The following is a 22619-nucleotide window of genomic DNA, read 5'->3' as shown; positions in this document are numbered from 1 at the left end:
TCATTTGTCAGCGGCGATGGCGCGCGCACGCTTGCGTGGTGCGCGCCAGGCCAGCCATGCGGCCAGTAGCGTGGCCAGTGCGGTATAGCCGATATCCGGCGGCGACAACGCCATGCGTGCCAGCTGCCACAGCATGCCGGCACCGGCCGTGCGCATGGCATCGATCAGGCCCATGCCCATGTTGCCGGCGATCAATATGCCGACGATCAACATGTTGACGTAGATTGCCGCCAGCAGCGTGCCCCATGCCGCCAACAGCGCGGCACCGACGCCCGCTGGACGTACAAAGCTGCGGATGGCCCAGGCCAGCAGTGCACCGATCGGCAGCGCCAGCCATGGCAGCGGATGACGCAGATACAGCGTAGCGACCATCCATACCGCGCCGGCGGCCAGTCCCAACATGGCGGCGCTGAACAGCGCGAACACAAACAGCAATACGTTGCGCACACTCATCGGCGACGACACGGCAGGGCGGCTGGGAACATGCGTTGGTCCATCAGGCAAAGCAGCCATCATAACGTGATGCCGGCCGACGACGGCGCCAAGCGCACGGCGGCATTCCCTTGAGTTCCATGATTCCGGCCTGATCTGGGACAAGCGGGACCGCGCGGCGGGCGGCATAATGCACAACCTGGGTTCGACGCGTAGTCGCGCCCGCAGATACAGGATTGGCGAGTGGTATGAGTGGTTTCAGTCTGAGCAGCGAACCCTTCACCCTGATGCGTGATTGCAGTGCCGTCATGGTGCCGCAAGGTGATGTGGTGAGCCTTCCCGCCGGCCAGATCGGTTACATCACCCAGGCGCTGGGCGGCAGTTTCACCGTCTACGTGGAAGGCAACCTGTTCCGCATCGCCGGCAAGGATGCCGACGCGCTGGGCAAGGAACCGCCGGCGCCGATCGAGGTAGCCGCCGATGCCACCAATGCGGATGTGGAAAAACTGGCGTGGGATCAGTTGCGCACCGTGTTCGATCCGGAGATTCCGGTCAATGTGGTCGAGCTGGGGCTGGTCTACGACCTCAGTCTGGAACAGACCGAATCGGGTCAGCGCAAGGTCTATGTGAAGCTCACCTTGACTGCGCCCGGCTGCGGCATGGGCGACATCCTGGTGGACGACGCGCGGACCAAGCTGGAAATGATTCCCACCGTCGCCGAAGCGGATGTGGACCTGGTGTTCGATCCGCCATGGAGCCATTCGATGATGTCCGACGCTGCCAAGCTCGAGACGGGCATGCTCTGAGTCCGCCACGCGGGCGCAACCAGCGCGACAGCAAGACGTAATCTCATGCGATGCAATGGCGACCTTGTGTTTCGTCAACGCAAGATTATGTGATCGATTTGTCTCGTGACAAACGACAACCCTGGTGATTGATCGACGCGGCCAAAGCCCCATTCCGCGTGGCGTGGCCCGCATCGGACGGCTGTTGTGCGCTATGCGCATCGCGAGCTTGCGGATGCTTCGTGCTGTGACTGTCGTCACCCGGCGTAGGAAAAAATCAGATGGCTGCGCCGAATCGCAAGTAATAACGTGTTCGCATTCGTCGCCGGGGAGGTTGACGGATGATCCTTTGGCGGCGTGCTCGCCGTCTTGCAGCTACGCGTCCACGCGCTGCCCTTGCAGGGAATGCCAGGGGGAATGGCAGCCGAACCGGGACGTATTTTGGGATCGCTAGACAGCTAAAGAACTAAGGGGCCGTGTCCTGCACGGCAATTCTTGCATGGGGTCCACATGGCCGCATCGGGCCTGTTTGTCCCCGAAATCTTGTCTAGGAGTTTTGAATGCCCAACCATTTCCGTCTGAAACTGCTGGTTGCCGCGATCGGCATGGCTACCGCCTCGGCAGCGACCGCTGCCACCACGCAGACCCTGCACGCACAGAATCTCGGTGCGGTGCCTGCCAATGCACTGGCCGCACATTTGAACCTCGGTCAGGACACGACGCTGGCGGCGCGCAGCTCGGTGGCCATCGCCGGTGGTCATCATGTCGTGCGTCAGCAACAGATGTTCCGCGGCGTGCCGGTCTACGGCCGCAGCATTGCGGTGGTGCAGGATGCGCAGGGCAATGCGCTGCGCGCCACCGGCGAGCTGTTGCAGAACGTGCAACTGGATTTGACTTCGGTTACGCCAAAGCTGACGCCGACTGCCGCCATCGTCGCGCTCAAGGGGCACGCACACACCATGCTGGCCGGCGGCGAGACGATGAACAACCAGCAGGCCGACCTGTTCGTGTATCCGCAGGACAACGGCCCGGCCCGGCTGGTCTATCGCACCTCCTATTTCGTCAATGGTGCGAACCCGACCCGTCCGACCGCGATCATCGATGCGAATACCGGTGCAGTCATCATGAGCTGGGACGGTCTGACCGATGCCTCGGCGACCGGCCCCGGCGGCAACACCAAGACCGGCAAATACATCTACGGAACCAACTACGCCGCGCTCGACGTGACCCAGTCCGGCAGTACCTGCACGCTGGTCAACACCAACGTCAAGACCTACAACCTCAACCATGGCACCAGTGGCGGTTCGGTGGTCAGCTTCACCTGCCCGAACAGCGACACGGATGCGATCAACGGCGCCTATTCGCCGGTCAATGACGCGCACCATTTCGGTGGCGTCGTGCACGACATGTACGTGGCCTACACCGGGGCGGCGCCACTGAGCATGCAGCTGCGCATGAACGTGCACTACAAGAGCAACTACGAGAATGCGTTCTGGGACGGCACCGCGATGAACTTCGGTGACGGCGCCAGCACGTTCTACCCGCTGGTGTCGCTGGACGTGACCAGCCACGAGATCAGTCACGGCTACACCGAGCAGAACTCGAACCTCGCCTACACCGGCCAGTCCGGCGGCATGAACGAGGCCTACTCGGACATTGCCGGCGAAGCGGCCGAATTCTATGACCGTGGTGCCGCCGACTTCCTGGTCGGGCGCGATATCGTCAAGACCAGTGCCGGCATCGGCGACGCGCTGCGCTACATGTGCAACCCGACGCAGGATGGCGGCTCGATCGACAACGCGGCCAATTACACCTCCAGTCTCGACGTGCATTACTCCAGCGGTGTCTACAACAAGTCATTTTGCCTGCTGGCCAAGACCACCGGCTGGGATGTCAAGAAGGCGTTCCAGGTCTATGCGCTGGCGAACAAGTCGTACTGGACGGCAACCTCGACCTTCAACTCCGGTGCTTGCGGCGTGGAATCGGCGGCGACCGATCTGGGCTACAACGCGAATGATGTGATCGCGGCATTCACTGGCGTCGGCGTGACCTGTCCGGGCAGCGGCGGCGGTGGCGGTACCACTACCGAGCTGCAGAACAACGTTGGCGTCACCGGCGTGGCAGCGGCGACGGGTGCCGACAACGACTACTTCATCACCGTCCCGGCCGGTGCCACCAACCTGGTGATGTCGATCTCCGGTGGTACCGGCGATGCCGACCTGTACACCAAGTTCGGTTCCGCACCGACCACCAGCAGTTATGACTGCCGTCCGTACAAGAGCGGCAATGCCGAGAGCTGCACTGTGGCCGCGCCGAGTGCCGGCAAGTACTACATCAAGGCGCACGCCTATGCCGCGTACTCCGGTGTCACGGTCAAGGCGTCCTACACCGCAGGTGGCGGTGGTGGCGGCAGCGGTCTGCAGAACGGCGTGCCGGTAACCGGCCAGGCAGGTGCCGCGGGCCAGGAACTGAGCTATACCGTGGTCCTGCCGGCTGGCAGCACTACGCTGACCATCGCAAGCTCGGGCGGTACGGGTGACGCGGATCTTTACGTCAAGAAGGGTTCGGCGCCGACCACGACCAGCTACGACTGCCGTCCGTACGTGAGTGGCAACGCGGAAACCTGCACGTTCAACGCGCCGGCAGCCGCCACGTACTACATCAAGCTGCGCGGTTACACGGCGTTCTCCGGGGTGTCGCTGAAAGCCACCTGGTAAGCCCCGCAGCGGATCAGGGATGATCCGCTCTTTCAGTTGCAGCCAGTCGTAATGCGGAAGGCCCGGTCGCTGTGACCGGGCCTTCTTCTTTCGACAGAATAAGCAGAGCGGAGTGACTAGCCGGCCGCTTCCTCGAAACGATTGGCGTCGCGGTTCTTGCGCACCTTCGCCGGATCCCACACGCGACCGTTCATGGTGATGTAGACCCCATCGGGCAGCGTCTGCACCGCGGCCACCGCACAGCCGATATTGAACACCGCATCGGAGCCCTGAAAGCGCGCGGGATTCAGCGCACCGGTCAGCACGATCACCTTGCCCTTGATGGTTGCCAGTTCCTTCGCCGTCTCCACCATGGTGTCGGTGCCGTGGGTGACCAGCACATGGCGATGCGGCTGGGCCTCGATCGTCGAGCGCACCAGCGCGCGATCCTCGGCACCCATGTGCAGGCTGTCCTTGCGCAGGATCGGAATCACGTCGAACTGGAACGCCACGCCGAGCTGGCCGAGGATCTCGCCGATCTGTGGCGCGCCGATCTTGTAATCCGACTTGTCGTCGAAATAGATCTTGTCGATGGTGCCGCCAGTGGTGACGATGGTCAGATGCTGCATGCGGGTGGCCGAAGAGGGGGACGGGGCATTTTAGCCCGTGCACGCGTGGAGCGCTTGCCGCGATGATGTCTTTGCAACGCGCCAGAGAGCATCGCCGCGCAAGTGGAATCCTGCGAAAGGATGGTCAGCCCAGCAGCAGTGCCGTGTTGCCGGTGTCCGGCGACACCAGTCGATCGAGGCCGTGGCCGACGAAGCGTTGCAGCGCCGCGGCAGGACGTGGATTGCCTTGCCTGTTTGACCAGATGGCTTGCCGTGCCAGCAAGGCCGCCGCTGCGCAACGCGCCAGGGAGATGGCAAGGCCGCGTGCGCCGGCTTCCAGCATATCGCGTGTGGCCGCGTGCTGGTCGAGCCAGCGTGCAGCTGCATCCAGCGTCTGTCGGATCGCACTGGCCGCATGCATGTCGTCGTTGCCGTCCAGCCACGCGGCACTGGCTGTACGCAACGCGGCGAATGTGTCGCCGGCCAGCGCACGCAGACTGTCCAGCGACAGCACATTGGTGGTGCCTTCCCAGATCGCATACACCTGTGCGTCGCGTAGCAGCTGCGGCAGGCCGGTGTCCTCGATGTAACCGGCGCCGCCGAAACACTCCAGCGCTTCCGAGCACAACTTCACCGCCAGCTTGCCGGTCCACAACTTGGCCAGTGGAGTGAGCAGACGCAGCAGCGCGGCTTCATGCGGGGCAGCGGCGCCATGTTCGACGCGGCCAAGCAGGTGCGCGACCTCGAACGCCAGCGCGAACGCACCCTCGAATTCGGCCTGCATGTCGGCCAGTGTCTGCGCATGCAGCGGCTGCTCGATCAACGGACGGCCAAATGCCTGCCGCCGCGTCGCGTAGTCGCGTGCCAGGCTGATCGCACGCGCCATGCTGGCAATCGCGCAGATCGCATTCCATGTGCGGGTGACATTGAGCATCGGCGCCACCTGACGCACGCCGTGGGCGAGTTCGCCCAGTGGCCACGCGGGCAGCCCGTCGAGATGGATTTCCGCCGTGGGCAGTTCGTGTGTGCCGAGCTTGTCCTTCAGGCGATCGATGACGAGTTCCGGCTTGCGTCGCTCGCCATCCATCGTCTCGACATAGAACAGTGCCAGCGCGGCGGTGCCGGTGCCTGCGCCTTCCGGCCGCGCCAGCGCCAATGCGGCTTCGCCGACCACCGCCGAACTGAACCACTTGCGGCCATAGAGTCGCCATTGGCCGCTGGCGTCCTGGCGGGCAACGGTTTCGGTGCTGCCCACATCGGAGCCGCCGGTGTTCTCGGTCATCCACTGGCCGCTGAGCCAGAACGTCGAAGCGTCGCGGCTGAGGAAATGCGGCAACGCGCGTTCGATCAGCGCACGATTGCCGGATGCCTTGATCGCGGTGGCGGCTCCATCGGTCATCGCCAGCGGGCAGGTATAGAACTCGCTGGCCAAGTGATACAGATAGATGCGGGCGAACTCTTCCAGTCGCGCATGCTCGCTGTCGCCATGACCGGCGGCGAGCACCGCATGTCGCGTCGTCATCGCCGCGCCTTCCTGCCACGCCGGCGTCAGCTCGATGCGGTCGATGCGTTGTCCCCACGCATCCCATTGCGTCAGCACCGGCTTGCGTCGCGTCGTGGTGCATGCTCGTTGCCATGCCATCTGCGCGTAATCGCCGATCGCGTCGAGATCGGTGTCCAGCGCCGCACGCCGGTCGGCTGGAAGTGCGCGATCGAGCAACGCCAGCAGCGAGCGATCGCTACGATACGGGTGCGGCAGTCGCGGTGGATCCTGCAGGAAGGCCATGGCGATCTCCATCCGGATTCAAGATGTCGAGTATAGGCATGCGCGCATTCGGCTCGCCGTACTGGCATCATCGGAGGCCATTCGATGGGCGCGGGGCGAACGATGCGATTCTCCGAAGCGATGCAGACGGTGACGCGCCAGGGCGATCACTGGCAGGCCACGGTGAGCGAGGACTGGTTGCAGGGGCGCAGCGCGTTCGGTGGGCTGCAGGCGGCGCTCGCCTTACACGCGATGCGCGAGCTGGTGCCGGCGGACATGCCGCTGCGCACCCTGCAGGTGACTTTCGTCGCGCCGGTGCCGGCCGGTGGCGTGACCATTCGTGCGCAACGCTTGCGCGAAGGTCGCAGCGTGATCCAGGTCGAGGCGAGTCTGTGCGATGGCGATCAAACGTTGTGCCGTCTGGTCGGCGTGTTCGGCAGCGCGCGTCCCTCGGCGCTTAACTTCCAGCCTGAGCAGTTGCCCATCGTGGCTGCGACATCGAAGGAACTGCGCTACGTCGAAGGCCAGATGCCTGCCTTCACCCAGCACTTCCGAGCACGCTGGTTGCGAGGTGACCTGCCATTCGGCGGTGGCAGCCAGCGCGACAGCGTGCTGCAGCTTTCCTTGCGCGACGACAGCCAACCCGACGAAACCCACGTGCTCGCCTTCGCCGACTTCATCCCGCCGATCGCACTGTCGATGTTCGATGTACCAACCCCCGGCAGCTCGCTCACCTGGATGATCGAGCTGCTGCGCGACCGCTACGACGATTTGGGCATGGACGACTGGCGTGTCGACGCCCAACTGATCGCTGCCCGCGACGGCTACACCAACCAGAGCGTGATGCTGTGGGGACCGCACGGCGAGCCGGTGGCGCTGAGCCGGCAGAACATGGTGGTGTTCGGGTGAGGCAGTGGGTGATCGTGCGCAGGTGTTTGCTCTGACTGCCTTTGCTGCTTCAGTAGCAAGCTAATTGCGCTGCTTGCGCTTGACGCCGGCACCCAGCGTGCCGATCAGCAGCAAGGTCAGCACGATCTCAATCAGTGCCAGCCAGCGTTCGCTGGACGAGCTCCAGCCTTCGGCGATGCCGTGGCAGAAATAGAACAGACTGAGGATGCCGACCCAGAGCAGTGCACGGCGCGGATCGCGGATCGCCAGCAAGGGCAGCAGCAGTGGCACGACTGTGATCGTCAGTACCAGCCATACGGGGATGGTCTGCGGAGGGAACAGCCACGCGTACCAGACCAGTTGCAGTACGACCAATGCGGCCCAGGCGAGCAGACCCAGCTGTTGTTCCGTCGGCAGGGCGACACGAGCGCTCATGCGCCAGCCGCCAGCTTGCGTGCGGTATCGGCGAGCCGGCGGCCCAGCGCGCGGGCCAGTTCGCGTTCATGCTCGCTGATCGGGTTGTCGCCCTTGGCGCCAGCGACGTGGCTGGCGCCGTACGGCGTGCCACCGCTCTGCGTCGCGGTCAGTGCCGGCTCGGTATACGGCACGCCGAGCAGCAGCATACCGTGATGCAGCAGCGGCAGCGCCATCGTCAGCAGGGTGGATTCCTGGCCGCCGTGCATGGTGCTGGTCGAGGTGAACAGGGCGGCGGGTTTGCCGACCAGTGCGCCGCTGGCCCATTCGGCGCCGGTTGAGTCGAGAAAATATTTCAGTGGCGCGGCCATGTTGCCGAAGCGGGTGGGGCTGCCCATGGCCAGTCCGATGCAATCAAGCAGATCCTGTTTCTGCACGTATGGCGCACCGTCCTCGGGTTCGGGCGGTTGTGCCACTTCAGTCACCGGCGCCACCGGGGGCACCTGGCGCAGGCGTGCACGCATGCCGGGGACTTCCTCGATGCCGCGGGCGATCAGCCGCGCCATCTGGGCGGTGTGGCCGCTGCGGCTGTAGTACAGAACGAGGATGTCCATGCATTTGGGGCATTCAGTGGCGATGCGCTAGTGTAACGAGTGATGCCGCCGATGTTGCCGTCACGCCGATTGCGGGACGGCAATCCACGAAGGGATGTTCATGGCCTTGCGTTACGACCGCGACCGCACGTCGAGCTTCAGCCGCTTCATCTGGCAGCGCTTTGTCGACGACAAGTGCTTCGAGACGGCCGGCGCGCTGTCCTACACCACGCTGGTGTCGCTGGTGCCGTTGATGGTGGCGGCGCTGGCGATGTTCTCGGTGTTCCCGGTGTTCGCGGGTGCGCGCGATACGTTGCTCAACTTCGTGTTCCGCAGCTTCGTGCCAGCCGCGGGCCATCACGTGCAGGAGGCGTTGCAGGTATTCGCCAGCAACGCCAGCGGACTGACCGGCATCAGCATCCTGGTCATGCTGTTCAGCGCGATCTCGATGATGGTCAGCATTGAGGACCGGATGAACCGGATCTGGCGCGTGCAGCGGCCGCGCGGCTGGGTCTCGCGCTTGCTGCTGTATTGGGCCGCGTTGACGCTGGGGCCGATCCTGGTGGTCGGCGGCCTCGCGGTGAGTTCCTACATCACGGCGTTGCCGCTGCTGCAGGGTACGGCGGTGCAGCTCGGGTTGGGCGGGTGGCTGCTGCGCGCACTGCCGTTTGTGGTCACCTTCATCACCTTGTGGCTGCTGTATGTGGTGGTGCCGAACCGGCGCGTGTCGAGGCGCGATGCGACGATCGGTGCGCTGCTCGGTGCGGTGGTGTTCGAGATCGCACGCTGGGGTTTCCGCTGGTTCGTGCACAGCGCGCATACCTACCAGCAGATCTATGGCGCACTGGCGGCGCTGCCGATCTTTCTGCTGTGGATCTATCTGGCGTGGGTCATCGTGATACTCGGTGCGTCGATCGCTGCGTCGATCTCCTCCTACGAATACCTGCCGCCCGATAAAACGCTGCCGGAAGGAGCGGAGTTCCTCGGCCTGATGGTGGTGCTGCGGCATTTCGTCGAGGCGCAGCGCGCGGGTAACTGCGTGGATCCGTTGGCGGTGCGCGTGCGCGAACCGTATCTGCGCAGCGGCCTGATTGCCGCCTATTTCGATGACTTGCGACGTGCCGGGCTGATCCGGCAAGGCGAGACCGGCGGCTGGCTGCTTTGCCGCAGTCTCGACAGTACCGACCTGCTGCGTATCTATGCCCATACCGGCTATCGTCTGCCGCTCAAACCCGCCGAGGAAGTGGCGCAGCTGGGCCTCGACCTGCCGGCCGAACTGATCGGTTTGCTCATCAAGGTGGCCGCTGCGCTGGATATTCAATTGGGTACGCGACTGCACCTGGCGTTTCCAGCGCCGGCGATTAACGAACCCGAGGAAACTGCATGACCCTGTTCAAATCATTTGCTGCACTGGCCTTCGCACTGGTACTCATCGCACCGGCGCATGCGGCGATGCCGGCGCAACCCACGCTCAAGATCGCCACGCTGGACGGCAAAACCTTCGACCTCGCTGCGCAGCGAGGCAAGTGGGTGATCGTCAATTACTGGGCGACATGGTGCGTGCCGTGCATCAAGGAGATGCCGGACATCTCGCACTTCGTCGCCACCCACAAGAACGTCGCGGCGATCGGGCTGGCCTACGATGACAGCGAGCCGGCCGACATCAAGGCTTTCGTGGCGAAGCATCCAGTGGTCTATCCGATCGCCCAGGTCCTGATGGACAAGCCGCTGAAGGATTTCGACGAGCCACGTGGGTTGCCTACCACCTATCTGATCCGCCCGGACGGCACGGTGACCCAACCGTTCGTCGGTCCGGTCACCGCCGCCTCGCTCGAAGCGGCCATCAGCGGCAAATGATGTGATGCCTGCTGCACGTTTCATCGTCAGCGGCCGGGTGCAGGGCGTGTTCTATCGCGCCAGCACCCGCGAGCAGGCGTTGCGCCTCGGCTTGGTCGGGCATGCGAAGAACCGGTTGGATGGAAGCGTCGAAGTGCTGGCCAGCGGCGCAGCGAACGCACTCGATGCGCTGGAGCGCTGGTTGCAGCACGGACCGCCGGCGGCGAAGGTCGACGTGGTCAGTCGCGAGGATCTGCCGGAACAGGACCTGCACGGTTTCCATACCGGCTGAGGGTCAGAACGTATCCGGCACCAGTACCGCCTTGTCGGTGACGTGCTCGGTCTTCGGTTTGCCCTTGAGCTTGGGCAGCTTCACGTCGGCGATCGGTTTGTCATCGAATGGCACTTGTTGCAGCAGATGCCGGATCAGGTTGACGCGACCGCGCTTCTGGTCGTTGAAATCGACCACGAACCATGGCGCGTTGACGGTGTGCGTGCGCTCGATCATCACGTCGCGCAGCTTGCCCATCTCGGCATATTTCTGCCGCGCGGCCAGGTCGACCGGCGAGAGTTTCCAGCGCTTGAGCGGATCATCGGCGCGCTCGGCGAAGCGCTCTTCCTGCTCGGCCTGATCCACCGCCAGCCAGTACTTGAGCAGGATGATGCCGTCGTCGGTGAGCAGCTTCTCGAACGCCGGCACCGCATCGAGGAAGGCTTCGTATTCCTGCCGGCTACAGAAACCCATTGCCGGTTCCACCACGGCGCGGTTGTACCAGCTGCGGTCGAACAGCACGAACTCGCCAGCACAGGGCAGGTGGGCAACGTAGCGCTGGAAATACCATTGCGAGGCTTCCTGCTCGCTCGGTTTGGGCAGCGCGGCGATGCGATAGTCGCGGGTGTCCAGACTCTCGGTGATGGCCTTGATGGTGCCGCCCTTGCCGGCGGCATCGCGGCCTTCGAAGATGACTAGCAGTCGCTTGCCGCTGCTATGCAGGCCGTGCTGAAGGCGGATCAGCTCGAGCTGCAGTTGCTTCATCGTCTTGCGGTAGTGCTTGCTCATGTCGATCTCCGAACTTCCATGCCTCGAAACTCCTCTGCATCGTCATTCCGGCGAAGGCCGGAATCGCACTGCAGTGTATGAAAGTCGAAGTGCGATTCCGGCCTTCGCCGGAATGACGACAAGGGGAGGGCTGTCGCAGATCGTACGCCCCGAGTCGCTAGTCGCAGGTAGTAGGGGTCGAAGGTTACCCCGACGAACCGTGACGGTGAGGTTCAGACGCCGCCGAGCGCCTGCAACTGGTCGGCCTGGTGCTCGCGGGTCAGCGTGTCGATCAGTTCGCCGAGGTCGCCCTGCATGATCTCGGCGAGGCTGTACAGGTTCAGGCCGATCCGGTGGTCGGTGACCAGGTTGTCCTTGTAACGGTACGTGCGGATGCGCTGGCTGCGATCGCCGGTGCCGACCTGCAGCCGGCGTGACTCGGCCTGCTCGGCGGTCTGCTTGCTGCGTTCGGTGTCGAGCAGACGCGCCTTCAGCAGGCTCATCGCGCGGGCGCGGTTCTTGTGCTGGCTGCGTTCTTCCTGGCACTCCACCACGGTGCCGGTCGGCAGGTGGGTGATGCGGATCGCCGAGTCGGTCTTGTTGACGTGCTGACCGCCAGCGCCGGAGGCGCGGAAGGTGTCGGTCTTGAGATCGGCCGGGTTGATCGTGATGTCCTCGATCTCGTCCAGCTCGGGCAGCACGGCCACGGTGGCGGTGGAGGTGTGCACGCGCCCCTGCGACTCGGTGACCGGCACGCGCTTCACGCAATGGGTGCCCGATTCGAATTTCAATTGCGAATAGGCGCCGCCGCCTTCGACGCGGGCCACGATCTCCTTGTAGCCGCCATGTTCGCCGGCATGCTCGCTGAGAATCTCGACATGCCAGCGGCGACTTTCGGCGTAGCGCAGGTACATGCGGAACAGGTCGCCGGCGAAGATCGCCGCCTCGTCGCCGCCGCTGCCGGCGCGCACTTCGAGATACAGGTTGGCCTCGTCGCGTGGATCCTTCGGCAGCAGCAGCAGCTGCAGTTCGCCGTCCAGATCGAGCAGGCGCTGCTCCAGCCGGCGTACATCGTCGAGTGCCATCTCGCGCAGCTCGGGGTCGTCCAGCATCGCGCGGGTTTCGGCCAGCTCGCGTTCGGCCTGGTCGTGCTCGCGGAGCGAGGTGGTGACCGGTTCGAGCTGGGCGTATTCCTGCGAGAGCTCGCGGAAGCGGGTGTTGTCGGCGTGCACGTCGGACTGCGACAGCAGCAGGCCGATTTCCTCGTGGCGCTCGGCCAGTGCTTCGAGCTTGCGGCGGATCGATGGGGTCATAAAGCAGGTACGCGTGATGAGTGGCGAGGGTGACGGCGAAGCCGCTGTTCCGGTGAGCGGCAGCCAGCCGCTCTCGCTATTCGTCGCTCGAGCCTTGCTCGTCATCCCGTCCGTACAGGCGACCTGCCGCATGCAGCAGATCCAGATCGCCGTTCAGCGCCGCCTCGCGCAGACGCGCGCTGGGGTGGTGCAGCAGTTTGTTGGTCAGCGTGTTGGCGAGAAACGCCAGCGCGTCGTCGGCCGACTTGCCGTTGGCCAGCATCGCGCGGGCCTTGCCCAGCACTTCGTCGCGGTAGGTCTCCGCGTGCTGGCGCATGTCCACGGCGGGATTCTTCAGGGTCAGCGCACGCCGCCAGGCCATGTAACGGTCCACCTGCAGGTCGATAATCGCCTCGGCGTCGTGCGCAGCGGCGGCGCGCGAGCGGCGGTTGTCGTCGATCACCTGGTGCAGGTCGTCGATGCCGTACAGATAGACATCCGGCAACTCGCCCACGCTCGCTTCGATATCGCGCGGCACCGCGATGTCGACCATGAACATCGGCTTGCGCCGTCGCGTCGCCATCGCGTGCTCGACCATCGTGCGGGTCACGATGGGCTGCCGCGCGGCGGTGGAGGAGATCACGATGTCGACTTCGGCCAGATGCTGCGGCAGGTCGGCCAGCGCGATCGCGTAACCGCCATAGCGACCGGCCAGTTCCTGCGCGGTTTCCAGCGTGCGGTTGGCGACGATGATCCGGCGCGCCTGCTTCTCGGCCAGATGCCGCGCGGCCAGCTCGATGGTGTCGCCGGCACCGATCAGCAACACGCAGGCCTGCTGGAGATCGGCGAACACCTGTTCGGCCAACCGCACCGCGGTGAACGCGACCGAGACCGTATGCGCGCCGATGCGGGTATCCGTGCGCACGCGCTTGGCTACCGCGAAGGTGTGCTGCAACAAGCGGTCCATCGGCGCCTTCAGTGCCTGCGCGTCGCGGGCCTGCTGGTACGCATCCTTCACCTGGCCGAGGATCTGCGGTTCGCCCAGCACCATCGAGTCGAGCCCGGTGGCGACGCGGAACATGTGGCGCACGGCGTCGTCTTCATCGTGCCGATACAGGAACTCATCCAGCTTGCCGGGAGTCAGACGATGATGACGACTCAACCATGCCCGCGGGATGTCCTCGGCACCGGCCGCCACGCCGACATACAGCTCGGTACGGTTGCAGGTGGACAGGATCATCGCCTCTTCCACGCCGGGTTCGCGGGTCAGCTCAAGCAAAGCCTCGCCCGCGGCGTCCGCATCGAACGCCACCTGTTCGCGCAGGCTGACCGGCGCGGTGAGGTGATTGAGCCCGAGGGCGATCAGCGGCATGGTGAGGAGAGCATCTCGGCGGCAGGGATCCGGCGGCGTAGGCTAAGCTTGGCGCAACGTCGCCAGGCGATGAGCAAGGCGAGCAGAACAGGCATGTGGATGGAGAGTAGTGTGCGGAGCGGGGCGAGCAAGTTCAAGCAACTGCGGCATTTTACGGCACTCACGCTGCTGGCGCTGGGTCTGGCCGCCTGTGCCGGTGCGCCGCTGCGGCCGGCCCAGAAAACGGTCGGCACCGCGCAACCGTTGGCAACCCTGGTGGTGGCCACGCCGGACGCCGATCACGACGTGATGGCGCAGTTGCTGGCCGGTGAGATGGCGTTGAGCCATACCGACTTGAAGACGGCCTCGGACCATTACGGCAAGGCGATGGCGCTGAGCAACGATCCCGAGGTGGCCGAGCGAGCTGCCGGCCTGGCGATTGCTGTGCGCGACGATGCGGCAGCACAGCGGGCGCTGGACCGCTGGCAGGCACTGGGCGCGAAGCCGGCCGGGATGGCGCAGGCGCGTGCCGAGCTGGCGCTGAATCATGGCGATGCGGACGAAGCGCGGCGCCAGCTGGAGCTGTTGACCGCCAGTGGCGACAAGGATGCCTGGCGTCAGTTCGGTCGTGTGCTGGTAGGTGCGCGCGATCAGGCCCAGGCGGCGCGTCTGCTGGAAGCCCTGGCGACTCCGCAACGTTTGCCCGGCGAAGCGCAGGCCTGGCTGGCGATGAGCGAACTGGGCGACAAGTTCGGCCGGCACGCCTACGCCATGCAGATTGCGGACGCAGCGGTGCAGCGCTTCAAGAGCGCCGAAACCTACGCCTGGGCGGCGCAGATGAAATTCAAGGATGGCGATCGCGCCGGTGCCCGCCTGCTGCTGCAGAAGGCGCTGGCCAAGGCGCCGAAGAATACCCAGCTGCGGCTGGCCTACGCCGGTCTGCTCAGCCAGGCCGGTGACTACACCGGCGCGTCCAGGTTGCTCGAACAGGGTCCGCAGAACGCCGACACCTACGCGATGCGCGCGGGCCTGGCGGCGCGCGACAAGAACGACAAGGCGCTGGCAGCGCTGTATCAGGAGATGCAGAAGGCCCCGCCCGATGTGCGTACTGCCAGCGCCTATCTGCTCGGTCAGCTGGCCGAGATGCAGCATCGCGATGCCGAGGCATTGGCCTGGTACGAGCAGGTGGGCGATGACGACGCGCATGCGTTCGATGCCGACCTGCACAGTGCGATGTTGCTGCACTCGCAAGGCAAGCGGGCCGATGCGCATCAAATGCTCGAGCAGATGCAGATGAGCTATCTCGATCAGCCGGCGCAGCTGCGGCAGGCGTGGCAGCTCGATGCCGAGTTGTATCTGCGCGAACAGAATTATGCGAAGGCCGAGGCTGCCTTCAGCCACGCCCTGCAAGTGGTGCCGGACGATCCAGGGCTGCTGTACAACCGTGGCCTGACCTATGCCGACGCGGGCCAGATCGATCTGGCAGTGCAGGATTTCCAGCATCTGCTGAAGATCAAGCCGGGCGATGTCGATGCCAGCAATGCGCTCGGCTACACCCTGGCCGATGCGAATCGCGACCTGCCCGAGGCTGAGCGATTGATCAGTGTCGCCCGCGCGGCCAAACCGGATGATCCTGCGATCGCCGATTCGTGGGGTTGGCTGCAATACCGCATGGGCAATCTGGATCAGGCAGCGCAGACACTGCGTGGCGCCTGGCTGGCACGCAAGGACGCCGATGTCGGCGTGCATCTGGGCGAAGTGTTGTGGAAGCAGGGCCATACGCAGGATGCGCAGCGCGTCTTCGACGAGGTGCGCAAGCTCGATCCGCACAGCAGCAGCCTGCAGCAAACCCTGAAGCGGTTGCATCCATGAAGCGAAATCTCCGTTTTCTCGCAGTCGCGTTGCCGCTGCTGCTGGCCGCCTGCGTGCCCGCGGTACGCATGAAGGGCGACGCCGGTTTGCTCAACGCCCAGCTCGTGCGCGAGCAGGCGCTGGCGCATGCCGATCACTGGGTACTGCAGGGGCGTCTCGGCGTTTCCGATGGCAAGGACGGTGGCAGCGGCAGTTTCAGCTGGACGCAAAATGGTGACCAATACGAGTTCGTGCTGCGTGCGCCGATCACCGGCAAGAGTTTCCGGCTCAGTGGCGGTGCGGATGGCGCGTTGCTGGAAGGTCTCGAGCCGGGCCCGTTGCGCGGGCCGGATGCCGAGGCGTTGATGCGCAAGGCATTGGGCTGGGAAGTGCCGCTGCGCGACCTGCGCGCCTGGGTGCTTGGCCTGCGCGCCGACAGTGGTCCGGCTGAACTGAGTTTCGGCACGGACCGGTTGCCGTCGCTGCTGCAGCAGGATGGCTGGGCGGTCGATTATCGTGAATGGGACGGCAGTCGCCAGCCGCCGCTGCCAAAGAAGGTGTACGCCGAGAAATTGCCGTACAAGGTGAAACTGTCGATCGAATCGTGGCAGTTCCAGTAAGCGCCGTCGTCATCCCGGTTGGGTTAGGCTTTGCGCCCTCTGACGGCGATGCGGCCGTTGTGTGAATGACGGAACCATGATGGCCTTCCTGATCGAACGTGCCGAGCCGAGCCAGGTCGATGCCTTGTGCGCGATCGAGCGCCAGGCCGTGCAGTTGTTCCGTGGTCATCCGGCGTGGCCGAGTTACTCGGCGATGTCGATCCCACCGGAGTTGCTACAGCAGGCGATCGGTCGCGGCCTGGTCTGGGTGGCGTTGAACGAGGCGGCCGCACCAGTCGGTTTCGTGTGGCTGGATACAGACGCGGGCGGCGCGGTCATCGGCATCGCCGAAATCGACGTGTTGCCGGAATATGGCCAGCGCGGCATCGGCGCGGCCCTGCTGGAGCGCGCTTGCGCGTGGGCGCGGGCCGCCGGCTACCGGCGGGTCGACCTGGGCACGTTGGCCGACGTGCGCTGGAATGCGCCGTTCTATGCGAAGCATGGCTTTGCCGTGGTCGACAAGGACGATCCGGCATTTGCGTATGCGCGCCAGCGCGATCGCGAGAACGGGTTTCCCGATCACCTGCGTGTGTTCATGAGCCGGCCGCTGTCGGCGCCAGGTCACGACGAGTGGACGGTGTGGCCCGCGCCGGCCAAGTTGAACCTGTTCCTGCGCATCACCGGGCGTCGGCCCGATGGTTACCACGAATTGCAGACCGTATTCCGCCTGCTCGACTGGGGCGACGAGATCCGCCTGCGCCTGCGCGATGACGGCGAGATCCGGCGACACGGCGAGATACCGGGCGTGCCCGCGCATACGGATCTGGTGGTGCGCGCAGCGCAGTTGCTGCAGCAGCACGCCGGCGTTCCGCACAGCGCGGATATCGAGCACGCCGGCGTCTCGCTCGGCGTGGATATCGAGGTGGAAAAGCGCATTCCGATGGGCGGCGGCCTGGGTGGCGGCAGTTCCGACGCGGCGACCGTGCTGGTGGCGTTGAACCAGCTCTGGCAGCTGGATCTGGCCGAGGATGTGCTGGCCGAGCTAGGCCGCCAGCTCGGTGCCGACGTGCCGGTGTTCGTGCGCGGCGGCTCGGCCTGGGCCGAGGGCATCGGCGAGCAGCTCACCCCACTGAGCCTGCCGTCGCGGCACTATGTGGTGATCGACCCGCACGAATCGGTGCCGACCGCCGCGCTTTTTCAAGCGTCTGAATTGACACGAAATGCCCCGCGGGCGACAATTTCGTCCTTTGTTTCCGGTGAAACGACGGAAAACGCCTTTGCGCCGGTCGTACGTGCGCGGCACCCGCGGGTGGCTGCAGCACTGGACTGGCTCGGCGGTTTCGGTCAGGCGCGGCTGTCCGGCAGCGGTGGCTGCGTGTTTCTGGAGGCGAAGTCATTCGATCGGGCGACGACGATTACCGCACGTTGCCCGGCGGCATTCACGGCGCAGGTGGCCATGGGTGTCGATGTGTCACCCCTGCAGGATGCATTGGCGCGCCATCGCGGCGCGGCGCGGGCGACACGGACAACAGACGGCCGCTGACGGTCAGGCAACAACAGCGACAGGTACAAGCGAACACAAATACTACTGGGGCGTCGCCAAGCTGGTTAAGGCACGGGATTTTGATTCCCGCATACGCAGGTTCGAATCCTGCCGCCCCAGCCATTTCATGATGGCTTTTGTTTCGAGGTAACACCGTGGACACGTCCACCCCGATGATGCTGTTTACCGGTAACGCGCACCGTGCCTTGGCCGAGGATGTCGCCCATCGTCTGGGCGTGCCGCTGGGCAAGGCACTGGTCGGCACGTTCAGCGACGGCGAAGTGCAGATCGAGATCGAGGAAAATGTCCGCAAGCAGGAAGTGTTCGTGCTGCAGCCGACCGGCGCGCCGAGCGCGGTAAACCTGTTCGAGCTGCTGGCGCTGACCGATGCGCTCAAGCGTGCCTCGGCGGCCAGTGTCACCGCGGTGATCCCGTATTTCGGTTATGCCAGACAGGATCGCCGGCCGCGTTCGGCGCGGGTGCCGATCACCGCCAAGTTGGCTGCCAGGATGATTGGCGCCGCCGGCGTCGACCGGGTGTTGACGGTGGATCTGCATGCCGACCAGATCCAGGGTTTCTTCGATATTCCGGTCGACAACGTATATGCCTCGCCGGTGCTGCTGGCCGACATCTGGCGCAGCCACAGCATGGACGACCTGATCGTGGTCAGTCCGGACGTGGGTGGTGTGGTGCGTGCGCGGGCCATCGCCAAGCGGCTGGACGATGCCGATCTGGCGATCATCGACAAACGCCGGCCGCGCGCGAACGTGTCCACCGTGATGAACATCATCGGCGACGTGGAAGGCAAGACCTGCGTGATGGTCGACGACATCGTCGACACTGCCGGTACGCTGTGTGCGGCAGCGGCGGCGTTGAAGGATCGCGGTGCCCGCAAGGTGGTCGCCTACTGCGTGCACCCGGTGTTGTCGGGTGCGGCGATCAGCAATATCGAAGGCTCCCAGCTCGACCAGCTGGTGGTCACCAACACCTTGCCGCTGCGCCCGGAAGTGCAGGCCTGCGCCAAGATCCGTCAGCTCTCGGTTGCCGAGCTGCTGGCGGAAACCATTCGCCGCATCGCCTTTGGCGAGTCGGTGAGTTCGTTGTACGTCGACTGAGGGACTTGTCCCTTTACTCGGTTCCTCTGGTCGCGGGGGAACCATTCAAGCCGCCGCGAGGCGGCAAACACAAACCTAGGTAGTACTGAAATGACCAAGACTCATGAAATCAAGGCGCAGAGCCGCAAGGACGAGGGGAAAGGTGCGAGCCGCCGCCTGCGTCATGCGAGCTTCGTGCCTGCCGTCGTCTACGGCGCCGGCCAGGCCCCCGAGAGCATCCAGATCGAACACAACACCATCCTGCTCGCCGCGAAGAACGAGTGGTTCTTCTCCTCGGTGCTCGACCTCAACGTCGACGGCAAGGTGCAGAAGGTGCTGGTGCGCGACTGGCAGAAGCATCCGTACAAGCAGCTGATGATGCACATGGATTTCCTGCGCATCGACGAGAACGCCAAGGTGCGCGTGAACGTGCCGCTGCACTTCCTGAACCAGGAATCGTCGCCGGCCGGCAAGACCTCTGGCGTGGTGATCTCGCACAACCTGACCGAAGTGGAAGTCAGCTGCCTGCCGAAGCACCTGCCCGAGTTCATCGAACTCGACCTGGGCGCGCTGAAGGCTGGCGACATCGTCCACCTGTCCGAGCTGAAGCTGCCGGCCAATGTCGAATTGCCCGCGCTGCAGCTCGGTGAGTCGCACGACATCCCGGTGGTCACGGTCAACGTGGTCAAGGAAAGTGCCGAGGACGCTGCCGAAGACGCTGCTGCCGTGGCCGAGGCCGAGGCGAACAAGGCCGCTGCAGCCAAGTCTGCCAAGCCTGCAGCCAAGCCTGCCGACAAGAAGTAAGTCATGCTGTCCCGCGCCCGTATCGGGCGCGGGACTCGCATGGCTGGCTGCTCATGGCAGGACTGCAACTCATCGTCGGACTGGGCAATCCCGGTGCCGAATATCTCCGAACCCGGCACAACGCCGGGTTCTGGTTTGTTGACGCTCTGGCCAGCGGGCAGGGCGAGCGTTTCAGTTTCGATGGCAAGCTGCATGGCGAAAGCTGTCGCGTGCGCATCGGCGGCCAGCAGATATGGTTGCTCAAGCCCTCCACCTTCATGAACAAGAGCGGCATCGCCGTGGTTTCGGCGTTGCGCTACTACAAGATCGAGCCGGAACAGTGCCTGATTGCGCACGATGATCTGGACCTGCCTGCCGGTACCGTGCGGATGAAGTTCGACGGTGGCCACGGCGGCCAGAACGGTCTGCGCGACCTCATGGCACATCTGGGTCACGGCAAGTTTCATCGCCTGCGCGTGGGCATCGGTCATCCCGGTCATCGCGACCAAGTCACGCCATGGGTGTTGGGCCGGCCATCGGCGCAGGACGAGGATGCGATCCTCGGCGGTATCGCCCGCACCATGGACGTGCTGCCGCTGGCGGTCGACGGTCAGTTCGACAAGGCGATGCAGCAGTTGCATACGACAGAAGAAAGCAAAACCAGGTAACACCACCATTTATGCGGCAGACGCGGGTTGCGGGCCGGTCATTCGACCGATAGCCACACGCGTTTCCCCACCGGAATCATCATGGGTATCAAATGCGGCATCGTCGGCCTGCCTAACGTCGGCAAGTCCACCCTGTTCAACGCGCTGACCAAGGCCGGCATCGCGGCGGCGAACTTTCCGTTCTGCACGATCGAGCCGAATGTGGGCGTGGTGCCGGTGCCTGACCCGCGTCTCAATGCACTGTCCGCCATCGTCAATCCGCAGAAGGTGATCCCGACCGCGGTCGAGTTCGTCGACATCGCCGGCCTGGTCGCCGGTGCGTCGAAGGGCGAAGGTCTCGGCAACAAGTTCCTGGCGCATATCCGCGAAGTGGATGCGATCGCCCACGTGGTGCGCTGTTTCGAGGGTGACGTGATCCATGTCGCCGGCAAGGTCGATCCGCTCTCCGACATCGACACTATCGACACCGAGCTGGCGCTGGCGGACCTGGAGTCGGTCGACAAGGCACTGAACCGTGCCGAGCGCGCGGCCAAGGCGAACGACAAGGAAGCCATGGCGAAGAAGCCGGTGCTGCAGAAGCTGTCGGCTGGCCTCAATGAAGGCAAGTCCGCGCGCAGCCTGGGCCTGGACGAGGAAGAGAAGGCGCTGGTGCGCGACCTGTTCCTGCTCACCCTGAAGCCGTTGATGTACATCGCGAACGTCGCAGATGACGGCTTCGAGAACAACCCGCTGCTGGAGCTGGTGCGTGCTCGTGCCGTCACCGAAGGTGCCGAAGTGGTGCCGGTATGTGCGGCGATCGAAGAGGAAATGGCGCAGCTGGAAGATGCGGACCGCGACGAGTTCCTGAAGGACATGGGCCTCGACGAGCCGGGTCTGAACCGGGTGATCCGCGCCGGTTACAAACTGCTCGACCTGCAGACCTACTTCACCGCCGGCGTGAAGGAAGTGCGTGCCTGGACGATCAAGCGCGGTTTCACCGCACCACAGGCGGCCGGGGTGATCCATACCGACTTCGAGCGCGGCTTCATCCGCGCCGAGACGATGAGCTACGACGACTTCATCCAGTACAAGGGCGAGGCAGGTGCCGCTGCAGCCGGGCGGTTGCGCAAGGAAGGCAAGGACTACATCGTCAAGGATGGCGACGTGCTGCACTTCCTGTTCAACGTCTGAGCCTCGCTCCGCCACAAAAAAAGCCCCGGTCTGGCCGGGGCTTTTTTTGTGTGCATCCGTTTGCCGAGCAACAGGTTGACTGCCGCATAGGCATAATGCGGATTCCATTCATGGTTAGTTTCGCGGGAGTCCACATGCCCGGACAACAGCACGAAGTGACGTTCCGCTTTCTCGCCGAGCCTACCGACGTCAATTTCGGCGGCAAGGTGCATGGCGGCATGGTGATGAAATGGATCGACCAGGCCGGCTATGCCTGCGCTGTGGCCTGGAGCGGGGCGTATTGCGTCACCGCGTCGGTCAGTGGCATCCAGTTCGTGGCGCCGATCCTGATCGGTGACATGGTCACGGTGCGGGCGCGACTGATCCACACCGGTACCTCGAGCATGCATTTCGCCGTGGATGTGCTGGCGCGTGACCTGCGCAAGGACGAGCACCGGCTGGCGACCAGTTGCGTGATGGTGTTCGTGGCGCTGGATCGTCCGGACGGCAAGCCGACCCCGGTGCCGCATTGGGAGCCGCACGACGACAGCGAGCGTCAACTGCAGGCGCAGGCGAAGCAGTTGCTGGAACTGTCCAAGGGGATGGAGAAGCTGGTCGACCTGCGCGCCGCATCATTGGGCTGATGACGGACGCGGAATTCCGCAGGAAATTCGCTCCAGCATGCGAATTTGGTGCCACAAGGTGTTGACAGTTTGGGGCCCGATCCACACAATACGCGTTCTTTGTTGGAGGGATACCCAAGCGGCCAACGGGGGCAGACTGTAAATCTGCTGGCTTACGCCTTCGGTGGTTCGAATCCACCTCCCTCCACCAGCAAGAGTTCCGCGCAGGGCGGGAGTAGTTCAATGGTAGAACATCAGTTTTCCAAACTGATTACGCGGGTTCGATTCCCGCCTTCCGCTCCATTGCGCTGCTTTGATTGAAGAGTCCGGCAGGATGCTGGTCTTGATCTACGCCGTCACGGAGGACGGCTGAAATACACCAAATACACGCTCATGTAGCTCAGTCGGTAGAGCACTTCCTTGGTAAGGAAGAGGTCACAGGTTCGATTCCTGTTATGAGCACCATTTCATCCGGCCGGTCACGGTCAGCCCCGAAAAGGGCGGGTTCCTTTCAATTCATTGACTCCATCGGGGTTTAGCGCGCATGGCAAAGGGTAAATTCGAACGCACCAAGCCGCACGTCAACGTCGGCACGATTGGTCACGTGGAT

General features: G+C 64.3%; 22 protein-coding genes and 4 tRNA genes. 18 read left to right on the top strand and 8 right to left on the bottom strand.

The features are described from left to right. Nucleotides 1-453, bottom strand: coding sequence for a hypothetical protein (locus tag IE071_RS14345; RefSeq protein WP_189442137.1), 453 nt, complete (start codon nucleotides 451-453; stop codon nucleotides 1-3). Nucleotides 454-680: 227 nt separating this feature from the next. Here IE071_RS14345 and sufT point away from each other — a divergent pair, with 227 nt between their 5' ends. Together sufT and IE071_RS14335 are read left to right on the top strand one after the other, a co-directional pair. Continuing rightward, on the top strand, nucleotides 681-1238 hold the full coding sequence (sufT, locus tag IE071_RS14340; RefSeq protein WP_189442136.1) for a putative Fe-S cluster assembly protein SufT: 558 nt from the start codon (nucleotides 681-683) through the stop codon (nucleotides 1236-1238). 539 nt (nucleotides 1239-1777) lie between these two features. Then, nucleotides 1778-3934, top strand: coding sequence for a M4 family metallopeptidase (locus IE071_RS14335; protein ID WP_189442135.1), 2157 nt, complete (start codon nucleotides 1778-1780; stop codon nucleotides 3932-3934). A 116-nt stretch (nucleotides 3935-4050) separates the two neighbouring features. Here the strand turns inward: IE071_RS14335 and IE071_RS14330 are convergent, their stop codons facing one another. Beyond that, nucleotides 4051-4542, bottom strand: coding sequence for an asparaginase domain-containing protein (locus IE071_RS14330; RefSeq protein WP_189442134.1), 492 nt, complete (start codon nucleotides 4540-4542; stop codon nucleotides 4051-4053). A gap of 124 nt (nucleotides 4543-4666) precedes the next feature. Next, entirely contained in the window at nucleotides 4667-6307 is a 1641-nt protein-coding gene (locus tag IE071_RS14325) for an acyl-CoA dehydrogenase family protein (RefSeq protein WP_189442133.1), read from the bottom strand. A gap of 102 nt (nucleotides 6308-6409) precedes the next feature. Here IE071_RS14325 and IE071_RS14320 point away from each other — a divergent pair, with 102 nt between their 5' ends. Next, complete coding sequence (locus IE071_RS14320) at nucleotides 6410-7195, top strand: acyl-CoA thioesterase (protein ID WP_189442132.1); 786 nt, start codon at nucleotides 6410-6412, stop codon at nucleotides 7193-7195. A 60-nt stretch (nucleotides 7196-7255) separates the two neighbouring features. On the opposite strand, the gene IE071_RS14315 is transcribed toward IE071_RS14320, so the two are convergent. Together IE071_RS14315 and wrbA are read right to left on the bottom strand one after the other, a co-directional pair. Continuing rightward, nucleotides 7256-7609, bottom strand: coding sequence for a DUF2069 domain-containing protein (locus IE071_RS14315; RefSeq protein ID WP_189442130.1), 354 nt, complete (start codon nucleotides 7607-7609; stop codon nucleotides 7256-7258). After that, complete coding sequence (gene wrbA, locus IE071_RS14310) at nucleotides 7606-8202, bottom strand: NAD(P)H:quinone oxidoreductase (protein WP_189442129.1); 597 nt, start codon at nucleotides 8200-8202, stop codon at nucleotides 7606-7608. The genes IE071_RS14315 and wrbA overlap by 4 nt, the downstream gene beginning before the upstream one ends. 100 nt (nucleotides 8203-8302) lie before the next feature. Here wrbA and IE071_RS14305 point away from each other — a divergent pair, with 100 nt between their 5' ends. From IE071_RS14305 to IE071_RS14295, 3 genes are read left to right on the top strand one after another with little or no spacing between them, the layout of a single operon-like run. Further along, the gene (locus tag IE071_RS14305) at nucleotides 8303-9568 is read left to right on the top strand and encodes a YihY family inner membrane protein (RefSeq protein ID WP_189442127.1); all 1266 of its coding nucleotides are present in this window, start codon (nucleotides 8303-8305) and stop codon (nucleotides 9566-9568) included. Then, nucleotides 9565-10038, top strand: a complete 474-nt coding sequence (locus IE071_RS14300; protein WP_189442125.1) for a TlpA family protein disulfide reductase — start codon at nucleotides 9565-9567, stop codon at nucleotides 10036-10038. The genes IE071_RS14305 and IE071_RS14300 overlap by 4 nt, the downstream gene beginning before the upstream one ends. Before the next feature lie 4 nt (nucleotides 10039-10042). Next, nucleotides 10043-10309, top strand: a complete 267-nt coding sequence (locus IE071_RS14295; protein ID WP_189442123.1) for an acylphosphatase — start codon at nucleotides 10043-10045, stop codon at nucleotides 10307-10309. A gap of 3 nt (nucleotides 10310-10312) precedes the next feature. On the opposite strand, the gene ppk2 is transcribed toward IE071_RS14295, so the two are convergent. The 3 genes from ppk2 to hemA form a co-directional block, all read right to left on the bottom strand. Then, nucleotides 10313-11077 (bottom strand): polyphosphate kinase 2, encoded by a 765-nt coding sequence (gene ppk2, locus IE071_RS14290; RefSeq protein WP_189442121.1) that lies wholly within the window; start codon nucleotides 11075-11077, stop codon nucleotides 10313-10315. Between the two features lie 212 nt (nucleotides 11078-11289). Next, nucleotides 11290-12369 carry a peptide chain release factor 1 gene (prfA, locus tag IE071_RS14285; protein ID WP_189442120.1) on the bottom strand — a complete coding sequence of 360 codons (1080 nt, stop codon included), beginning with the start codon at nucleotides 12367-12369 and terminating at the stop codon, nucleotides 11290-11292. 76 nt (nucleotides 12370-12445) lie between these two features. Then, on the bottom strand, nucleotides 12446-13720 hold the full coding sequence (hemA, locus tag IE071_RS14280) for a glutamyl-tRNA reductase (protein WP_189442118.1): 1275 nt from the start codon (nucleotides 13718-13720) through the stop codon (nucleotides 12446-12448). A 93-nt stretch (nucleotides 13721-13813) separates the two neighbouring features. Between hemA and IE071_RS14275 the strand changes: the two genes are divergently transcribed. The 12 genes from IE071_RS14275 (at nucleotide 13814) to IE071_RS14220 (ending at nucleotide 22474) form a co-directional block, all read left to right on the top strand. Beyond that, nucleotides 13814-15571, top strand: a complete 1758-nt coding sequence (locus IE071_RS14275) for a tetratricopeptide repeat protein (protein ID WP_189442116.1) — start codon at nucleotides 13814-13816, stop codon at nucleotides 15569-15571. After that, nucleotides 15568-16170, top strand: coding sequence for a lipoprotein insertase outer membrane protein LolB (gene lolB / locus IE071_RS14270; protein ID WP_189442114.1), 603 nt, complete (start codon nucleotides 15568-15570; stop codon nucleotides 16168-16170). The genes IE071_RS14275 and lolB overlap by 4 nt, the downstream gene beginning before the upstream one ends. 79 nt (nucleotides 16171-16249) lie before the next feature. Continuing rightward, nucleotides 16250-17692 carry a 4-(cytidine 5'-diphospho)-2-C-methyl-D-erythritol kinase gene (gene ispE, locus IE071_RS14265; RefSeq protein ID WP_189442112.1) on the top strand — a complete coding sequence of 481 codons (1443 nt, stop codon included), beginning with the start codon at nucleotides 16250-16252 and terminating at the stop codon, nucleotides 17690-17692. A 46-nt stretch (nucleotides 17693-17738) separates the two neighbouring features. Further along, nucleotides 17739-17815, top strand: a tRNA-Gln gene (locus IE071_RS14260). A gap of 50 nt (nucleotides 17816-17865) precedes the next feature. Then, the gene (locus IE071_RS14255; RefSeq protein ID WP_189442326.1) at nucleotides 17866-18807 is read left to right on the top strand and encodes a ribose-phosphate diphosphokinase; all 942 of its coding nucleotides are present in this window, start codon (nucleotides 17866-17868) and stop codon (nucleotides 18805-18807) included. A gap of 90 nt (nucleotides 18808-18897) precedes the next feature. Further along, nucleotides 18898-19590 carry a 50S ribosomal protein L25/general stress protein Ctc gene (locus IE071_RS14250; RefSeq protein ID WP_189442110.1) on the top strand — a complete coding sequence of 231 codons (693 nt, stop codon included), beginning with the start codon at nucleotides 18898-18900 and terminating at the stop codon, nucleotides 19588-19590. Between the two features lie 53 nt (nucleotides 19591-19643). After that, complete coding sequence (gene pth / locus IE071_RS14245) at nucleotides 19644-20237, top strand: aminoacyl-tRNA hydrolase (RefSeq protein WP_189442108.1); 594 nt, start codon at nucleotides 19644-19646, stop codon at nucleotides 20235-20237. Nucleotides 20238-20318: 81 nt separating this feature from the next. Further along, complete coding sequence (gene ychF / locus IE071_RS14240) at nucleotides 20319-21407, top strand: redox-regulated ATPase YchF (RefSeq protein WP_189442106.1); 1089 nt, start codon at nucleotides 20319-20321, stop codon at nucleotides 21405-21407. A gap of 134 nt (nucleotides 21408-21541) precedes the next feature. Further along, nucleotides 21542-22030, top strand: coding sequence for an acyl-CoA thioesterase (locus tag IE071_RS14235; RefSeq protein WP_189442104.1), 489 nt, complete (start codon nucleotides 21542-21544; stop codon nucleotides 22028-22030). 104 nt (nucleotides 22031-22134) lie between these two features. Beyond that, a tRNA-Tyr gene (locus tag IE071_RS14230) sits at nucleotides 22135-22220 on the top strand. 18 nt (nucleotides 22221-22238) lie between these two features. Beyond that, nucleotides 22239-22312, top strand: a tRNA-Gly gene (locus IE071_RS14225). An 86-nt stretch (nucleotides 22313-22398) separates the two neighbouring features. After that, nucleotides 22399-22474 (top strand) — tRNA-Thr (locus IE071_RS14220). Nucleotides 22475-22619 lie beyond the last annotated feature (145 nt).

It is taken from the genome of Rhodanobacter panaciterrae (assembly GCF_014651895.1).
GTDB lineage: Bacteria > Pseudomonadota > Gammaproteobacteria > Xanthomonadales > Rhodanobacteraceae > Rhodanobacter > Rhodanobacter panaciterrae.
This window is presented reverse-complemented; position numbering and strand designations above follow the sequence as displayed.

Excerpts from the sequence above, each read along its gene's own strand:
- wrbA (WP_189442129.1), bottom strand. The coding sequence starts at position 8,202 with ATGGACATCCTCGTTCTGTACTACAGCCGCAGCGGCCACACCGCCCAG.
- prfA (WP_189442120.1), bottom strand. The coding sequence starts at position 12,369 with ATGACCCCATCGATCCGCCGCAAGCTCGAAGCACTGGCCGAGCGCCAC.
- IE071_RS14330 (WP_189442134.1), bottom strand. The coding sequence starts at position 4,542 with ATGCAGCATCTGACCATCGTCACCACTGGCGGCACCATCGACAAGATC.
- IE071_RS14315 (WP_189442130.1), bottom strand. The coding sequence starts at position 7,609 with ATGAGCGCTCGTGTCGCCCTGCCGACGGAACAACAGCTGGGTCTGCTC.
- IE071_RS14295 (WP_189442123.1), top strand. The coding sequence starts at position 10,043 with ATGCCTGCTGCACGTTTCATCGTCAGCGGCCGGGTGCAGGGCGTGTTC.
- IE071_RS14325 (WP_189442133.1), bottom strand. The coding sequence starts at position 6,307 with ATGGCCTTCCTGCAGGATCCACCGCGACTGCCGCACCCGTATCGTAGC.
- hemA (WP_189442118.1), bottom strand. The coding sequence starts at position 13,720 with ATGCCGCTGATCGCCCTCGGGCTCAATCACCTCACCGCGCCGGTCAGC.
- ispE (WP_189442112.1), top strand. The coding sequence starts at position 16,250 with ATGGCCTTCCTGATCGAACGTGCCGAGCCGAGCCAGGTCGATGCCTTG.
- lolB (WP_189442114.1), top strand. The coding sequence starts at position 15,568 with ATGAAGCGAAATCTCCGTTTTCTCGCAGTCGCGTTGCCGCTGCTGCTG.
- ppk2 (WP_189442121.1), bottom strand. The coding sequence starts at position 11,077 with ATGAGCAAGCACTACCGCAAGACGATGAAGCAACTGCAGCTCGAGCTG.
- sufT (WP_189442136.1), top strand. The coding sequence starts at position 681 with ATGAGTGGTTTCAGTCTGAGCAGCGAACCCTTCACCCTGATGCGTGAT.
- IE071_RS14345 (WP_189442137.1), bottom strand. The coding sequence starts at position 453 with ATGAGTGTGCGCAACGTATTGCTGTTTGTGTTCGCGCTGTTCAGCGCC.
- ychF (WP_189442106.1), top strand. The coding sequence starts at position 20,319 with ATGGGTATCAAATGCGGCATCGTCGGCCTGCCTAACGTCGGCAAGTCC.
- pth (WP_189442108.1), top strand. The coding sequence starts at position 19,644 with ATGGCAGGACTGCAACTCATCGTCGGACTGGGCAATCCCGGTGCCGAA.
- IE071_RS14305 (WP_189442127.1), top strand. The coding sequence starts at position 8,303 with ATGGCCTTGCGTTACGACCGCGACCGCACGTCGAGCTTCAGCCGCTTC.
- IE071_RS14255 (WP_189442326.1), top strand. The coding sequence starts at position 17,866 with ATGATGCTGTTTACCGGTAACGCGCACCGTGCCTTGGCCGAGGATGTC.
- IE071_RS14320 (WP_189442132.1), top strand. The coding sequence starts at position 6,410 with ATGCGATTCTCCGAAGCGATGCAGACGGTGACGCGCCAGGGCGATCAC.
- IE071_RS14300 (WP_189442125.1), top strand. The coding sequence starts at position 9,565 with ATGACCCTGTTCAAATCATTTGCTGCACTGGCCTTCGCACTGGTACTC.
- IE071_RS14335 (WP_189442135.1), top strand. The coding sequence starts at position 1,778 with ATGCCCAACCATTTCCGTCTGAAACTGCTGGTTGCCGCGATCGGCATG.
- IE071_RS14235 (WP_189442104.1), top strand. The coding sequence starts at position 21,542 with ATGCCCGGACAACAGCACGAAGTGACGTTCCGCTTTCTCGCCGAGCCT.
- IE071_RS14275 (WP_189442116.1), top strand. The coding sequence starts at position 13,814 with ATGTGGATGGAGAGTAGTGTGCGGAGCGGGGCGAGCAAGTTCAAGCAA.
- IE071_RS14250 (WP_189442110.1), top strand. The coding sequence starts at position 18,898 with ATGACCAAGACTCATGAAATCAAGGCGCAGAGCCGCAAGGACGAGGGG.